Origin of the sequence: Streptomyces sp. GbtcB7 (genome assembly GCF_019091445.1) — a bacterium.
GTDB classification, from domain to species: Bacteria; Actinomycetota; Actinomycetes; order Streptomycetales; family Streptomycetaceae; genus Streptomyces; species Streptomyces mirabilis.
In genome coordinates this window covers 38,432-52,963 of sequence record NZ_JAGXJM010000048.1, presented here as the reverse complement: position 1 = coordinate 52,963, position 14,532 = coordinate 38,432, and the positions used below count along the sequence as shown (strand labels likewise).

Here is a 14,532-nt window from a genome sequence, read left to right as displayed (position 1 = left end):
GAAGGCAAGAGCCCTGGCCGGTGGCTTGTCAGCCGGGCTCTTCGGCTGTTCGCCGGGGCGGCAGCCCGGGCCCTTCATGACGACCTGACAACCGGCCGACGTGCGGCGGGCGCGTCCCCGTCTCGGCCCGTGCGCGGGCGGCACCGGCGGCCTCCTCCCCGCCATTTCCTTCCCGCGCCCTCCGATGTCACAGAACGGCGGGGCTGTCTCGTCTCAGATCGTCGAAGACAGACTCCGAAAGCAGGAAGGTGATGGTCATGCGGGTGTTCGTGGCAGGCGGGAGTGGAGTCCTGGGGCGACGGCTGGTGCCGCAGCTCGTGGCTCGTGGCCACCGGGTGACGGCCACGACGACGAGCACGGCCAAGCTCGGCTTCGTGGAGCAACTGGGCGCGGACGGCGTCGTGATGGACGGACTGGACCCGATGTCCGTCGGCGAAGCGGTGGCAGCCGCCCGCCCGGACGTGATCGTGCACCAGATGACCGGGATCAGCATGGCTCACGCCGGCAAGCCCGACCTGAAGCACTTCGACCGCTGGTCCCTGCCCACCATCAGGCTGCGCACCGAGGGAACCGATCACCTGCTGGCCGCCGCCGAGGCGACCGGCGTGCCGCACTTCGTCGCGCAGGGCTACGCCAACTGGAACGGGATCCGCGAGGGCGGCTGGGTGAAGACCGAGGAGGACCCGCTGGACCTGCACGAGAAAACGCCCGCGCGCCCGGCGATGGCAGCGCTGCGCCACGTCGAGGATGCCGTCATCAGCGCCGGCGGCGCGGTGATGCGATACGGCGCGTTCTACGGACCCGGCGCCACCGACGACCAGGTCGTACTCGTGCGCAAGCGGCAGTTCCCGCTGGTCGGCAACGGCACCGGCTATGCCTCCTGGATCCATCTCGACGACGCGGCGAGCGCCACCGTCCTGGCCGTCGAGCAGAAAGCGAGGGGCGTGTTCAACATCGTCGATGACGACCCGGCCCCGGCCGTCGAGTGGCTGCCCCATCTCGCGGCGTGCGCGGGGGCGAAGCGGCCGGTACGCATCCCCCGTGGCTGGCCCGGCTGCTGGCCGGACAGGTGGTGGTGACGATGATGACCGAGGGGCGCGGCTTCTCCAACGCGAAGGCCAAGCGGGAGCTCGGCTGGGAGCCGCGCTATCCGTCGTGGCGGCAGGGCTTCGAGGAGGGGCTGGTGTGACCCGGACCGAGGAGTTCGAACAGCTGCGGCCACTGCTGTTTTCGATCGCCTACCGGATCCTGGGCAGCGTGAGCGAGGCCGAGGACGCGGTCCAGGAGACCTGGCTGCGCTACGAGCTCTCCGCGACCCGGCCCACGTCGACCAAGGCGTTCCTCTCGGCCGTGGTCACCCGGATCTCGATCGACGTGCTGCGCTCGGCCCGCCTGCGGCGGGAGGAGTACGTCGGGCCGTGGTTCCCCGAGCCACTGCTCACCGACCCCTACGAGGACCCGGAGCACTCGGCGGAACTGGCCGACACGTTGTCGATGGCATCCCTGTTGCTGCTGGAACGGCTCAGCCCGCTGGAACGCGCGGTGTTCGTCCTGCGGGAGGTGTTCGCCTTCGGCTTCCCGGACATCGCCTCGGCGGTGGGCAGGTCGGAGGCGGCGTGCCGCCAGCTCGCGGTGCGGGCACGCCGCCACATGGACGCGGGTCGGCCTCGGTTCGAGGCCGACCGGAAGGAGCGCGAGAAGCTCGCCGAGCGGTTCTTCGACGCCTTGCGGGAGGGGAACATCGACGGGCTGCGGGAACTCCTCGCCAGCGACGTGTCGCTGGTCGGGGACGGCGGCGGCAAGGCCCCGCAGTGGGCCACGGGCTTCTTCGGCGCCGACCATGTGTCCCAGGTGCTCGCCACCCTCCTCCCGCCGTTCATCCAGATCGGCGGCGTCGTGGAACGGCACCAGGTGAACGGCCAGCCGGGCGCGATCTTCCGCGACCCGGACGGCAATGTCCTCAACACCTGGACACTCGACATCCTCGACGGACGGATCCAGACGATCCGCACGGTGAGCAACCCCGACAAGCTCGGACACATGGGCCCCGTGGGCGACGCGTGGGCGGTCCTGCGCGAAACACAACAGGTCCGTCGGGACGCGGACTGACCTGAAGAGCTGACTGCGCTCCAGACCCGTGGTGCCGGGTGCCGCAGGCCGACCGGGAACCCGCCGTCGCGGCAGGGAACTCACCATCGCGGACATGCGCGCCCCAACCAAACACCAAGCAGCGACAGGTTCGGCGCACCAGAACCAGAACCAGAACCAAAACCAGAACAGGAGAATCGGACATGATCACGATCGGCATCATCATCGGCAGCACCCGCCCCGGCCGGAACGGCGACCAGGTGGCCCAATGGGTGCGGGATCTGGCGGTTGAACACGCAGGCGACGCCGCGGACTTCGAGCTCGTGGACCTGAAGGACTACGCGCTGCCGCTGCTCGACGAGCCCGTGCCGGCGCGCACGGCACCGGGCCGGCGGCCGCACACACGGCGATGGGCCGAGCGGATCGGATCGTGCGACGCCTTCATCGTCGTCACGCCCGAGTACAACACCGCCCCGCCCGCCGCCCTGACCAATGCCATCGACTACCTCTACGCGGAGTGGGGCGGCAAGCCGGTCGGTTACGTCGGCTACGGCATCTTCGGCGCGGTCATGGCGGTGCAGAAGCTCCGTGCGCAGGCGGGCCCGTTGCGGATGGCGGACATCGGGCCTCAGGTGGCGCTTTCGCTGCGCGAGGACTTCGAAGCCTTTGCCGACTTCCGGCCGCAGGAGCTGCACGTGGCGGAGGTGCACGGGCTGGTCGACGAGCTGCTGGCGTGGGCGCAGGCGCTCGGCCCACTGCGCGCAGCTTCCCGGGCCGCTGCTTGAACGGCCGAAACCCCAACCCCAACGTCTACAACGTTGGATCCGCTGCACGAACGGTGGCGGTCCGCACCCCGGGCTGGCGCCGGAGGCGGACCGGCCCGTCGATCCGATCGTCGGGCGCGCTGCCCACCTCGACACTGGCTGCAGACCTGATCTCCATCGTCACCGACCTCCTCGACGCGGCGTCGGCGTCGGGTCTCTGCACGAGTTGCAGGACGCCACCATCCCGTAGCAGGGAGCTGGTGATGAGCGAGTACGCCACGCACCAGGAGATCGCGCTGATTACCGGGGCGAACAAGGGGATCGGCCGGGCGGCTGCCGAGCAGCTCGCTGCGCTGGGGATGACGGTCCTGATCGGTGCCAGAGACCCACGGCGTGGCGAGGATGCCGCCGCGGCGTTGCGCGCGGTCGGCGGCAACGCGCACGCGGTCGTCCTGGACGTCACCGACCAGGACGACCGCCCGGGCGGCCGCACAGCAGATCGAGGAACGCTTCGGCCACCTCGACGTGCTGACCAACAACGCCGGCATCACCGGCTCCGGACAGGTCTCCGCCGAGGACGCCCACGATCAAGTCCCAAGCTCCGTCGACCTGGACATGGTCCGGACGGTGTTCGAAACCAACGTCTTCGGGGTGATCGCGGTGACCAACGCCATGCTCCCCCTGCTGCGACGGTCACCGGAGCCACGCATCGTCAACGTCAGTAGCGCCGCCGGGTCGCTGACCGTCACGAGCGACCCGGACGGCCCGCCGGCGGCTCGGCCGACGTCGGCCGCGTACACGCCCTCCAAGGCCGCACTGAACGCACTGACCGTGCAATACGCCAATGAACTGCGCAAGAACGGCATCCTCATCAACGCCGCCGACCCCGGCTACGTCGACACGGAGATCAACAACCACAGCGGGTACGTCACGGTCGCGCAGGGCGCCGCGGTCTTGGTGCGCCTGGCCACGCTCGGCGGGGACGGGCCGACCAGTGGGTTCGTCAGCGAGGACGGCCCGGTGCCCTGGTGATGGTGACCGCCGAGCTGTCGTCTCCGCGACGAATTCACCCAACGGTCATACGAGTTGGCCGTTGCCGACGGTGACGATGCGGGCCAGGGGAAGCCGCCAGGGGAAAGCCCCGGCCGTCGCGGGCGAGACGGACCTTGGCGGTCAGGCCGCCGCAGAACCGGCCGAGCGCCTGGCCGAGCGCCGCACGTGACGGATCTACCGCGCCGACGAAGTCGTCCCGCACGTGGGCCTGTTCCCAAGAGGCGGCCCCAAGTCCCGTCCGCAGACGTCACAGCACACCGTCGATCACCTGTCGGTGGTCCCGACACGGCCTCCCGCCGATCAACACCCGGCAACAGCAGCCCTGTCCGCTCCCATGCCACATCCGTCAACTCTCCACGGCGTACAACAAGTTCAATGATCGGACAGGCCCTGGGCGGTGGTTCCGTAGGCAGCCATGAACATGTCCAGCAGTCCGTCGATCGCGGCCTCGTCAATGGGACGGGTCGACAGCAGGCTGCGGTAGTAAAGAGTGCCGCACAGCACCTCGGCGGCGAATTCCAGGTTCGCTGCTGCGGTCAACTCACCGGTGTGCTGGGCGCGGGTGATCCGATCGAGGGTGCTCTGCTCGACGGTGGCCAGGAATCGTTCGTGCAGGGTCGCCCGCAGCGTGGAATCAGCCTGCGCTTCCGCGATGACTGCGCGGTAGATGGGGCCGATCGGCGGGCTGGAGAGGGCGAAACCCGAACGTAGGAACTGTTCGCGCAGATCCCTTCGGACGTCCCCGGTGTCGCGGTAGTCCAGGTCCCTGGTCCACACGCGACTGAGCGCGTCGAGCAGCAGAGCCGCCTTGGACGGCCAGCGCCGGTAGATCGTGTGTTTTCCGACCCCGGCCCGTCGGCCGACCGCCTCGATGCTCAGGCCCGCATACCCGACCTCCGCAGCCAGATCGAGGGTCACCCGCAGCAGCTCTTCGGTGCGCGCGGCACCTCGGCGGCGTGGCGTGGCGGGCGTGTCGCTCATACCCACACTCTATCGGCACGCGGCGTGCCGTTGACAATGCCGAGGGCTGCGCGCAGCATTCAGTATCGATCGGCACGGTGCGTGCCGATGCTGGAGTGACGGCGTGTCGCCACAGACGCCCAGAATCCCGCCGGATCAGATCAACACCCGCCACATCGGATCGACGAAGGAAGATCTGCCATGACCAGCACTGACAGCAGCACGCACGAGGGATTCACAGCCGAGGAACGGGCCGCGATGAAGGACCACGCCCGAGAGCTGAAGACAGCAGCGCGCCGCGGCTCGCGCGCGGACAAGGCCGCGGAGGCGGAGCGGGACGTGCTCGCGAAGATCGCCGAGATGCAGGACTCGGACCGGATCATGGCCGAACGCGTCCATGCCGTCATCACAGCCGGCGCCCCGGTCCTCGCGCCGAAGCTCTGGTACGGCATGCCCGCCTACGCGCTGGACGGCAAGGTCGTCTGCTTCTTCCAGAGCGCGGCGAAATTCAAGGCGCGCTACGCGACGCTCGGGTTCAGCGACCAGGCGAAGCTGGACGAGGGCACGATGTGGGCGGCCGGTTTCGCCCTGACCGAGGTGACGCCCGAGGTGGAGGCTCGGATCAATGCGCTCGTGAAGCAGGCGGTGAGCTGAGCCCCGCCCGGGGCTTGCGGCCTTTTCGCGCGCTCGGCGGCCTGGCGCTACTGATACGACATCTGCTGCGCCTCCTCACCGACGGCGTCAAGGCACCAGGCTGAGCACAGCAGGCGCCGAGTTCCACCCACTGGTTCGGCCGTGTCTGGCAAGGAGCGCCGTCCGCCCGGAGGACACCGGGCGGGATTTGGGCGTCATTTGTCAGACACGGCCTATCCCTTCGTTCCGGTCGGCAGCACGGCACGGGCGATGCCGGTGAGATTGCCCTGCAGGATGAGGATCTCGCTCTGGTTCGATCCGTTGAGGTCGGCCGCGTAGACGTTCCCGGCGAGGTCGGTCACGTACATGCGGCCGTCGTCCGGATCGAGGGCGAGGCCGATGCCTTCCATGAGGTGGGTCAGCAGGATCTCGGGGGTCCGCTGCCCTTCCGGCGCGTCCACCGGCGAGCGGTTCACACTGTTGCCCCGCGGCGGGTCGCCGCGATCCGTCCAGTACAGCATGCGCCGCGTGAGGTCGAGCTCCAGGTCGATCGGCTCGGGCAGCCCGTCGAACAGCACCTCGATGTCGCCGCGTTCGGCCGCACTTTCCCCAGCGGGCAGGTCGATTCCGGCGCGCAGGATCTTCCCGAGTCCCGCGTCGCTCGGGCCCTTCTGTGTCCAGTAGAGGTGTCCGCCGACCGGGTCGACGGCAACTCCCACGCACCACTTGGTCTCGTCGCGGCGGTCGTCGTCTCCCTGTCCCGTCTGCACGAGGGTCTCGACGTTGTGCCCGTCGAGGTCGCAGCGCATGACGCGCATGCCTTCGCGATCACCCCAGTACAGCTTCCGGCCGGATGCCTCGAAGTGGAGTTGCTTCGGCGTATGCGTGCCACCGCTCGGGACGATCGTCGTCCGGTTGCCTCCGTCCAGGTCCACGCGTTCGATCGAGCCGTCGTTCTCCGGCGGACGGCCCATGTTCGTCCAGTAGATGTGCCCGGCCTGGACATCGACGGCGACCCCGTCGGGGATCCTGCACCCGGTGACGATGACCTTCTTGTCGGAGCCATCGGGGTTCACGGAGAACAGGCGACCGCCGCTGCTGGCCTCGAGCACGAACAGTCTTTCCTGGGGCCGCGTCACGATTCCTCCTTCGCCGGGCGACCGGCTGCGGCGCTCCGCGGGCCGAGCGGGTCGTGCTCGGCCCGCACGGCCAGCAGGGCGGACAGCATCGCGTCGCGCCGGGCGGCCAGCTCATCGACCGAGTCGCCGTGCGCCTCCTGCAGGACGCCGCCCACGATTTTCTCCTGGAGCTCGGGCGTGAACTCGGGGGTGCCCAGGTCCTGCCAGGACGCCACCATCCGCGGCATAAGAGTGTCCATGAAGTGCTGAATGCCGCCCTCTCCCCCGCCGAGATGCCACAGCAGATGGGGACCCATGACGCCCCATCTGAGCCCCGGCCCCCAGGACACCGCGTCGTCGGAGTCCGCCACGTCGAGCACTCCCTCTTGGACCAGGTACACGACCTCTCGGTACAGCGCGGCCTGGATACGGTTGGCGACGTGCCCGGGAAGCTCCTTCTTGAGGTGAATCGGTTTCTTGCCGATCGCGGCGTAGAACGACATGACGTCCCGGATCGTCTCCGGGGCGGTCTTCGTCCCGCCCACGACCTCGACCAGCGGGACGACGTGCGGCGGGTTGAAGGGATGACCGATGACGGTCCGCTCCGGGCGCCGGCATTCGGCCTGGATGACGCTCATCGTGATGCCCGAGGAACTCGACGCGATGATCGCGTCGGGCGGCGTGGCGTCGTCGATGTCGGCGAACAGCTTGACCTTGAGTTCCGGACGCTCCGGCGCGTTCTCCTGTACGAAATCGGCGTCCGCGACGGCCTGACGCATGTCCGTGGTGAAGCTCAGGCGATCGGGCGACGCCTCGGGCGCGAGTCCGATCGAAGCAGCCGTGTCCCATGCCGCCTCCACATAAGACCGCAGGGCCGCCTCCGCGGTGGGGCCGGGGTCCGTCGCCGTCACGTCGAAGCCTCGGACGAGATAGTGCGTCGCCCAACTCGCACCGATCGTGCCGGTACCGACGATCGCTACGCGGTGGACGGGCTTGTGTGCGTTCATGACTGGTTCACTGCTCCTGAAAGTCGGACACGGGCTGCGGGGGAATGGCGGCAGAGGTGGCCGGCATCAGCGGCCGCGCCGGGTGGGGGCACATTTCTCGGCGAACGCCCGTACGCCTACCCCCGCGTCCTGTCCGGCGGCCGGCCCGCTCGTGAGCTCGTCCTGGTGTCTGAACACGTCGCTCTCCTTCGGGCCCTGCGTTGCGCGCAGGACCTCCTTGGCGGCTGCCTTCGGCGGCGTTCAGCGGCTCGCCCGTGAGCAGTACGAGCGGCGACGTGGTACCGAAGTAGGTGCGGTGATGGCGGTGGTCAGCACGCTGTCGCGGCGCTCGTGGAGCACTACGCCCGACGCGTCGGGCGTAGTGCTCATCGCGCCCCCTCCGCTTCCGCCGGGCCGGGAATCGCTCCCTCGGCGCGCAGCTCGGCGATCTCTGCGGGGCCGAATCCCAGCTCGGCGAGGACCTCGTCGTTGTGCTCGCCCAGGTCCGGTGCCCGCTTCGCCGGGACCTTCGCGACGCCTCGCAGGTTGACCGGGCTGTTGATGGTGTACTCCAGCCCGCTGACTCCTTCCAGCGGTACGACGATGTCGTTCGCGCGCAGTTGCGGATCCCGCGCGGTCTCCTCCGGTGTCTGAATGAGGCTGTAGGTGACGCGTTCCCGGGTGAGGGCGTCCTTCCAGTGGGCGAAGGGCCGCGAACGGAACTCGGCGTCGAGCAGCTCGGTCAGCGCGGTGGAGTTCTTGACGAAGCCCTCGATGTCCGCGAAACGGGGATCCTCGAGCAGTTCGGGGTGCCCGATGGCCCGGGTCAGGCCCGGCCAGTGCGGGGCTGAGGTGACGAGCATGAACCATTCGCCGTCGGCGGTCCGGTAGGGGTTGATCAGCGGGTTCGCCGGCGCCTTCCGGTCGTGCAACTCGAACGGCGTGCCGTCGGCGAGCGCGCCGGCCACGAGCGTTCCGGTGGCCCAGACCCCCTCTGCGAGCAGTGACGTCCCGACGCTGGCCCCTTGTCCCGTCCGCTCGCGGCGGTAGAGGGCGGTCACGATCGCCGCGTAGATCCCGATCGCCGACATGTAGTCGCCGCTGCCCCAGACCGGGGCCGTCGGCGGGGCCCCCGCGTCCCGGGTGGAGGCCAGCAGCCCGCTGCGCGCCCAGTAGGCGGTCAGGTCGAAGCCCGGCTGCCCGGCGTCGGGACCGGCGTCCCCGAAGCCCGTGATGTCGGCGTAGACGACCCGCGGGTTCCAGCCCGCGACCTCGTCGTAGCCGAGGTGCAGCTTCTCGCGTGTGCCGTGCGGGAAGTTGGTGATCACCACGTCGGCCCACTCGACGAGGCGTTTGAGGATCTTGGTGGCCGCCGGTGCCTTCAGGTCGATGACCATGCCCCGCTTGTTGCGGTTGGCGAGGTGCCAGCTGTAGTTGGCCTGTGCCCGGGGGCTGGGCGGCACGGAGCTCAGCCCCCGCTGGGGGTCGCCCTTTCCCGGTGGCTCGATCTTGATGACGTCCGCTCCGAAGTCGGAGAGCACAGTGGCCGCGGCCGGTCCCGCGATGAAGCTCGACGCGTCGAGGACCTTCAGGCCGGTGAAGACGGATTCGGTGGTCATCGTCGTCACCTCACGAAGGCGCTCAGGCCGTCGGTGACGGCGCGTCCGACGATGAGGGTCTGGATCTCCCGCGTGCCCTCGTACGAGTAGATGGCCTCGGCGTCGGCGACGAAGCGGCCGATCTTGTAGTCGAGGAGGATGCCGTTGCCTGCCAGCAGTTCCCGCGCCCACCCCACGGTCTCGCGCATCCGCACGGTGCAATAGGCCTTCGCCAGGGCGGACTGTTCATCCCGGAATACCCCGGCGTCCTGCAACTGGGCCAGGCGCGTCATCATCCCGCACGAGGCCGTGGCGTTGCCGAGCATCTTCACGAGCAGGTCCTGCACGAGCTGGAAGCCCCCGATCGGGCGCCCGAACTGCTCGCGCTCCTTCGCGTACTGCAGGGCGATCTCGTAGGCGGCGAACATCACTCCCACCGCCTGCCAGGCCACCCCGCTGCGCGTCTGGCGCAGGATCTTGGCGGTGTCCTTGAACGAGTTCGCGTTCTGCAGCCGGTTGGCCTCCGGAACACGGCAGCCGTCGAGCACGATGTCGGCGTTCTGCACGATCCGCAGCGCCATCTTGTTCTCGATCTTCGTCGCGGTGAACCCTGGGGCGTCCTTCTCCACGACGAAGCCCAGCACATGACGGGTCTCGACATCGCGGGCCCAGACGACCACCAGGTCGGCGAACGTCGCGTTTCCGATCCACCGCTTCGCGCCGTCGAGGATCCATTCGTCGCCGTCACGGCGCGCGGTCGTCTGCAGGCCACCGGCCACGTCGGAGCCGCCGTGCGGCTCGGTCAGCCCGAAGGCGCCGATCTTCTCGAAGCGGCCCATCGCCGGCAGCCACCGACGCTTCTGTTCGTCGGAGCCGCAGGTGAGGATGGTGCCCATGGCCAGACCCGTGTGCACGCCCACGAACGTGGCCACGGAAGCGTCGACATGCGCCAACTCCAGCGCGAGGAAGCCCGCGAGGAGGTTGCTCGGCTTGGACTCCGGTGAGTCCGGGTCGGCCCAGTCCATCAGACCGAGCCCCCCGAAGCCCCCGATCAGCTGGAAGGGGAACTCGGCCCGGGCCCAATGGTCGTCGACGATGGGTGCGACCTGTGTGCGCAGGAACTCGCGGACGGACTCGAGCTTCTCCCGCTCCCCGTCCGACAGCAGGTCCTCGTAGGCGTAGAAGTCGGCGGGCAGCAGCCCCTTGTCCAGGTAGGGACCGGACCGTGTCGGCAAGGTCGTTGTGCCGCTCATTGCAATCTCCCTCAAGCGCTGTGGGGCGTGGCCCGGAGATCCACGCCCGTCAGCGCTCTCCGCTCCTGGCGTCTCGGTTCTCCGGCGCGATTAAACGCGGATCCCGGGCCGGTCCCCCGGACCCGCGCCGCGCACGAGTGCCGTTGTCGCCACGGACCACTCCAGTGGCCCGTCCCCGCCCGGTGCGGGAGGTCTACCGGGTGCTGGAGGTCGTCCACACCCCGACCGGGCGCCGCATACGGGATCCAGCGCATCGAGTGCGCTGGATCCTGGTCCACTCCACCGCCGTCGGGGAGAAGGTCACGGCCCAGGCTGGGGCCATCGCCGCCAAGCGCCGCCTCACGGCCTGCCCGCGCGGAACCATCACCACCGACGAACACGACACCCCGCCCTGGCCCGGCACTCCGACCCGTAGTCCTCCAGGCGGACGTCCGACAGCTTGAGGAGCCGCCGCATCGCCTCCGGGGACCAGCTTCTCCACCACCCCATCCACAACGCCTTACAACGGCCAACACAAGGAGTGCGATTGGCTTTGGTGGTGGTGTCAAGGGAGGGGGAGGATTGAGCGTTCGGCTGGTTGACGGAGCCGCGCCCGCGATGTCAGGGCCGGGACGGACCGATCCGCGCGATCTCGTCGGGGTCGGGCACGGACAGAAGATGCTCAGCGCCGCCTTCGAGCATCTGGGCTATGTCGGCCGAGCGCGGAAGCATCGACTTCTCGTAGCTGTGTACAGCGTCGTCGATGGTGGCGGAGTGGACGAGTGCGAGCGCGAGTTCACTGGCATCGAGCATGGCGAGGTTGACACCGACGCCGAGCGGTGGCATGAGGTGTGCGGCGTCTCCCAGGAGTGTCACGCTGGGCGAGCGCTCCCATGTGTGCGGCACCGGCAGGGCGAAGAGCGGACGATCGACGTAGGGGCCGTCGTTGTCGGCGATCATCCGGAGTGTCTGCGGTGACCAGGCCGCGTACTCGCTCAACAGATGCGCGCGGATGCCCTCGGTGTCCTCGGGGCGAAGCCCGTTCATCGTGATCCAGTCCACAGGGACACGCTGCATGATGTAGACGCGCATGTGACTGCCGCTGTTGCGCTGCGCGAAGAGGCCGCGCTCGCCGTCGGCGACGTGGGCGCTGCCCTTCCCGACCAGTTCGGAAAGCTCGGGATGAGCGGTCTCCATGTCGTCGAACCATGCCTCGAGGAAGCTGACCCCGGTGTAGCGCGGTGTCGCGGGCGACACGGCAGTGCGGACGCGGGAGAAGGCGCCGTCCGCACCGATCACGAGATCCGCTTCAACGGCCGTCCCGTCGGCGAACGTCAGCGTTCGCGGCCCGTCGGCCGGTCCGCTCACTGATTCGAGAGTGCGTCCCCACTGAACGGTCCCGACAGCGAGCGAGCCCAGCAGGAGATCGCGAAGCTGTCCGCGGTCGATCTCGGGGCTGACCGTTTCGCCCTCGCCCGGCAGATGGTGGGCAAGGACGCGCCCTGCAGGGTCCATGCGGCGCATTTCCTGGCTCTCGAGCCTGGCGAGCGCGAAGAACTCCTCCAGTAGGCCCGCTTCACGGAGCGCGAGCTGGCCGTCTTCCTCGTGCAGGTCGAGTGAGCCTCCCTGGTTGCGGGAGTTCAGCTCAGGATCGCGGTCGTACACCGCCACCGGAATGCCGTGCTGCTGCAGGATGCGTGCGCACGTGAGGCCTCCCGGGCCGGCACCGATGATGCTGATCCGCGCGTTTGCGGGCGTCGGAGAGTCCACGGTGGATTCCTTTCGTCGGTGGGGTTCCGGGTGGCGCCGCGGCGCGGCGATGACCGGTGCCGCGACCCCACCGGGATGCGGCAACCCCTACGGAGACCACGAAAGCAGAAACGAGTCCATAAGTGCAACCGTTACAGTTTCTGCTTCATTTCAGTTATGGGGTACAGTGACGGCATGCCCGACTCCCCGACCGTTGGCCGTCGCGAGCGCAAGAAGGCGGCGACGAGGCAGGCCATCGCTGACGCTGCGCTGGACCTGTTCCTGGAACACGGCTTCGAACAAGCGAGTGTCCGCGACATCGCCGAACGAGCAGACGTATCGACGACGACCCTCTTCGCGCACTTCCCGAGCAAGGAGGCACTGGTCTTCGACCGCGAGGAGGAAGTCGAGGCAGAGCTGACCGCCGCCGTCCGTGAACGACCCAAGGACCAGAGCGTGGTCGAGGCGCTCCGCGCCCACGCGCTGAAGTCCTGGGTGCCGATCGCGTCGGATCCACGTCTGCATCAACTCACCGCGCTGGTGGACCAGACGCCCGCGCTCCGCGAGTACGCGGAGCGTATGTGGATGCGGCACGCGGGCACCCTCAGCGCCGTCATCGCGGAGGAACTCGGCCGCGAAGCGGATGATCTCGCATGCTCGGCACTCGCACGGTTCGTCCTGGAAGTCCCGACCTTGGCCAAGGGCCGACACGATCCACGCGCGACCGTGGAGACAGTGTTCGACCTACTGATCCACGGTTGGCAGTCACAGCACGATTCCGGGGATGCAATCACAGGCTCGTGCAAGAGCTGACACATCGAGATGGATCGCCCCTGAAAGCTCCTGGAACCGCTGTTGCCGCAGCGCGAGCGGCGCCGGCTGCGGGAGTGGAACGGGGTCGGCGTGTGGCGGCGACCGCACGAGGTCCTGCTCGCTGAGCTGCACGCGGCATCGTGGTAACGGCGGTGACGGTCCGTCAGGCGCGGTTCGGCTCCGGCTCCGGATCGGCGAGAGGCGCTGCCGCGCGGCGGGGAAGCAGCAGCGGGGTCGCCAGCAGGAGCACGCCGGCCAGGCCGATGGCCGTACGCGGGCCGAGCAGGCCGCCCAGCACGCCCCAGACGGCCGTCAGGAGCGCGGTCGACGCCTTGGTCGTCACCGTCCAGGCGGACAGTGTGCGGGTGATCCGGTCGGTCGCGGTGCGCTCGAGGCGGTAGGTGGCGTAGACGGGGTTGAAGACCCCGCAGCAGAAGATGAGCCCGAGCTCGACGCCCATCACGAGCAGCAGCCCTCCGGTGCCCGGCCCCAGGAAGGCCAGGCCGACGGGCCAGAGCGCACGCAGCGCCCCGGTCACGACCAGGACCTGATGCTGTCCGAACCGGGTAACGAGCGGTCGGGCGAGTCGCGAACCGAGCAGCCCGCCGATCGAGGGCGCGGCGAAGGCCAGGCCGTACTGCCACGGTGTGAAACCGAGTCGGCCGAGCATCAGGACGGCAAGCAGCGGCTGAGCGGCCATCACCAGGCCGTTGAACAAGGCGGTGTTGAAGAACAGCGGGCGCAGCGTCGCGTCGGCGAGGATGTACCGCCAGCCGGCGAGCAGGTCCCGGGCCCGCAGGTGCGCGGCCTCCCGGCGCTCGGGCCGCGGCTCGTGCCCGCCCGACGCGCGGATGCCCAGGGCCGAGAGCAGGTAGCTGACCGCGTCGGCCACCACCGTCGCCACCGGACCGAGGAGCGCGATCGCCGCGCCGCCCAGCGGCGGTCCGATGATCGTGGTCGTCCAGGCCGTGGACTCGAATCGGGCGTTGGCGACGAGCAGGTCCTCGGCCGGCAGCAGGGTCTTCAGGTACGCGCCGGAGGCGGCGCGGAAGGTGATGTCGGCCGCGGCGACGACGACCGAGACCAGCAGGAGCTGAAGGAAGGTGAGCACGCCGAGCGCGAACGCGGCTGGGATCGTCAGCAGCGCCGCGAACCGCACCAGGTCCATCGCGATCAGGACCGGCCGCTTACGGCGGAACTCCACCCACGGGCCGAGCGGCACCGCCACGGCCGCGCCCACCGCAGCCCCCACGGAGGAGAGGGCGGCGACCTCGGCCGGTCCGGCGTGCAGCACCCGGATGGCGATCAGCGGGAACGCGCCGAAGGCGAGCCAGGTGCCGAGCGCGCTGGTCCCGTACGCTCCCCACAGCCACCCGAACCGCCACCCCAGCCGATGTCCGAGCAGATGTCCCAGCCGGTGTCCGCTCCTCATGCCCGACGCCCCTCGCCACTCACCCGCACAACCGATCCGCGTTCGGAAACATCAAAGCGGGCGTCACACCAGGGGATCAAACAACCGTAGGGCCACCGACCACAAC

Annotated in this window: 14 protein-coding genes and 2 pseudogenes; 7 read left to right on the top strand and 9 right to left on the bottom strand. The window is 69.2% G+C overall.

The window, feature by feature from the left end:
• Nucleotides 1–257 precede the first annotated feature (257 nt).
• From KVT44_RS47650 to KVT44_RS47635, 4 genes and pseudogenes are all read left to right on the top strand, one after another.
• Nucleotides 258–1,079 carry an NAD(P)-dependent oxidoreductase gene (locus KVT44_RS47650; RefSeq protein ID WP_308314315.1) on the top strand — a complete coding sequence of 274 codons (822 nt, stop codon included), beginning with the start codon at nt 258–260 and terminating at the stop codon, nt 1,077–1,079.
• Between the two features lie 106 nt (nt 1,080–1,185).
• Nucleotides 1,186–2,109: an RNA polymerase sigma-70 factor gene (locus KVT44_RS47645; protein WP_217574597.1), complete on the top strand. Its 924-nt coding sequence runs from the start codon at nt 1,186–1,188 to the stop codon at nt 2,107–2,109.
• Between the two features lie 182 nt (nt 2,110–2,291).
• A complete protein-coding gene (locus KVT44_RS47640; RefSeq protein ID WP_217574595.1) occupies nt 2,292–2,873 on the top strand; it encodes an NADPH-dependent FMN reductase in 582 nt (193 codons plus the stop codon).
• Nucleotides 2,874–3,115: 242 nt separating this feature from the next.
• Nucleotides 3,116–3,884 (top strand): annotated as a pseudogene (locus KVT44_RS47635) (SDR family oxidoreductase).
• 82 nt (nt 3,885–3,966) lie between these two features.
• Here KVT44_RS47635 and KVT44_RS59125 read toward each other — a convergent pair.
• Nucleotides 3,967–4,282 (bottom strand): annotated as a pseudogene (locus KVT44_RS59125) (transposase); the annotation flags it as partial.
• Nucleotides 4,278–4,886 (bottom strand): TetR/AcrR family transcriptional regulator, encoded by a 609-nt coding sequence (locus KVT44_RS47630; RefSeq protein ID WP_217574593.1) that lies wholly within the window; start codon nt 4,884–4,886, stop codon nt 4,278–4,280. The gene KVT44_RS47630 and the pseudogene KVT44_RS59125, both read right to left, overlap by 5 nt.
• A 180-nt stretch (nt 4,887–5,066) precedes the next feature.
• On the opposite strand from KVT44_RS47630, the gene KVT44_RS47625 reads away from it, so the two are divergent.
• Nucleotides 5,067–5,519: an iron chaperone gene (locus KVT44_RS47625; RefSeq protein WP_217574591.1), complete on the top strand. Its 453-nt coding sequence runs from the start codon at nt 5,067–5,069 to the stop codon at nt 5,517–5,519.
• A 212-nt stretch (nt 5,520–5,731) separates the two neighbouring features.
• Here the strand turns inward: KVT44_RS47625 and KVT44_RS47620 are convergent, their stop codons facing one another.
• The 5 genes from KVT44_RS47620 to KVT44_RS47605 form a co-directional block, all read right to left on the bottom strand.
• The gene (locus tag KVT44_RS47620) at nt 5,732–6,637 is read right to left on the bottom strand and encodes a 3-hydroxyacyl-CoA dehydrogenase (protein WP_217574589.1); all 906 of its coding nucleotides are present in this window, start codon (nt 6,635–6,637) and stop codon (nt 5,732–5,734) included.
• Nucleotides 6,634–7,623, bottom strand: a complete 990-nt coding sequence (locus KVT44_RS47615; RefSeq protein WP_217574587.1) for a 3-hydroxyacyl-CoA dehydrogenase NAD-binding domain-containing protein — start codon at nt 7,621–7,623, stop codon at nt 6,634–6,636. The genes KVT44_RS47620 and KVT44_RS47615 overlap by 4 nt, the downstream gene beginning before the upstream one ends.
• 240 nt (nt 7,624–7,863) lie before the next feature.
• Nucleotides 7,864–7,992, bottom strand: coding sequence for a hypothetical protein (locus KVT44_RS60315; RefSeq protein WP_302832202.1), 129 nt, complete (start codon nt 7,990–7,992; stop codon nt 7,864–7,866).
• Entirely contained in the window at nt 7,989–9,221 is a 1,233-nt protein-coding gene (locus tag KVT44_RS47610; RefSeq protein WP_217574585.1) for a CaiB/BaiF CoA-transferase family protein, read from the bottom strand. The genes KVT44_RS60315 and KVT44_RS47610 overlap by 4 nt, the downstream gene beginning before the upstream one ends.
• Nucleotides 9,222–9,226: 5 nt before the next feature.
• Nucleotides 9,227–10,453 (bottom strand): acyl-CoA dehydrogenase family protein, encoded by a 1,227-nt coding sequence (locus KVT44_RS47605; RefSeq protein ID WP_217574583.1) that lies wholly within the window; start codon nt 10,451–10,453, stop codon nt 9,227–9,229.
• 164 nt (nt 10,454–10,617) lie between these two features.
• Here KVT44_RS47605 and KVT44_RS47600 point away from each other — a divergent pair, with 164 nt between their 5' ends.
• A complete protein-coding gene (locus KVT44_RS47600; RefSeq protein ID WP_217574581.1) occupies nt 10,618–10,896 on the top strand; it encodes a hypothetical protein in 279 nt (92 codons plus the stop codon).
• Nucleotides 10,897–11,053: 157 nt separating this feature from the next.
• Here KVT44_RS47600 and KVT44_RS47595 read toward each other — a convergent pair whose 3' ends face one another.
• The gene (locus KVT44_RS47595; RefSeq protein WP_217574579.1) at nt 11,054–12,202 is read right to left on the bottom strand and encodes an NAD(P)/FAD-dependent oxidoreductase; all 1,149 of its coding nucleotides are present in this window, start codon (nt 12,200–12,202) and stop codon (nt 11,054–11,056) included.
• A gap of 174 nt (nt 12,203–12,376) precedes the next feature.
• Here KVT44_RS47595 and KVT44_RS47590 point away from each other — a divergent pair, with 174 nt between their 5' ends.
• On the top strand, nt 12,377–12,994 hold the full coding sequence (locus KVT44_RS47590) for a TetR/AcrR family transcriptional regulator (RefSeq protein ID WP_217574577.1): 618 nt from the start codon (nt 12,377–12,379) through the stop codon (nt 12,992–12,994).
• A 163-nt stretch (nt 12,995–13,157) separates the two neighbouring features.
• On the opposite strand, the gene KVT44_RS47585 is transcribed toward KVT44_RS47590, so the two are convergent.
• Nucleotides 13,158–14,426 carry an MFS transporter gene (locus KVT44_RS47585; RefSeq protein WP_217574576.1) on the bottom strand — a complete coding sequence of 423 codons (1,269 nt, stop codon included), beginning with the start codon at nt 14,424–14,426 and terminating at the stop codon, nt 13,158–13,160.
• Between the last annotated feature and the right edge of the window lie 106 nt (nt 14,427–14,532).

Bases quoted from the DNA above. Each gene is read 5' to 3' on its own strand.
- KVT44_RS47650 (WP_308314315.1), top strand. From the start codon at position 258: ATGCGGGTGTTCGTGGCAGGCGGGAGTGGAGTCCTGGGGCGACGGCTG.
- KVT44_RS47640 (WP_217574595.1), top strand. From the start codon at position 2,292: ATGATCACGATCGGCATCATCATCGGCAGCACCCGCCCCGGCCGGAAC.
- KVT44_RS47630 (WP_217574593.1), bottom strand. From the start codon at position 4,886: ATGAGCGACACGCCCGCCACGCCACGCCGCCGAGGTGCCGCGCGCACC.
- KVT44_RS47625 (WP_217574591.1), top strand. From the start codon at position 5,067: ATGACCAGCACTGACAGCAGCACGCACGAGGGATTCACAGCCGAGGAA.
- KVT44_RS47615 (WP_217574587.1), bottom strand. From the start codon at position 7,623: ATGAACGCACACAAGCCCGTCCACCGCGTAGCGATCGTCGGTACCGGC.
- KVT44_RS60315 (WP_302832202.1), bottom strand. From the start codon at position 7,992: ATGAGCACTACGCCCGACGCGTCGGGCGTAGTGCTCCACGAGCGCCGC.
- KVT44_RS47610 (WP_217574585.1), bottom strand. From the start codon at position 9,221: ATGACCACCGAATCCGTCTTCACCGGCCTGAAGGTCCTCGACGCGTCG.
- KVT44_RS47605 (WP_217574583.1), bottom strand. From the start codon at position 10,453: ATGAGCGGCACAACGACCTTGCCGACACGGTCCGGTCCCTACCTGGAC.
- KVT44_RS47590 (WP_217574577.1), top strand. From the start codon at position 12,377: ATGCCCGACTCCCCGACCGTTGGCCGTCGCGAGCGCAAGAAGGCGGCG.
- KVT44_RS47585 (WP_217574576.1), bottom strand. From the start codon at position 14,426: ATGAGGAGCGGACACCGGCTGGGACATCTGCTCGGACATCGGCTGGGG.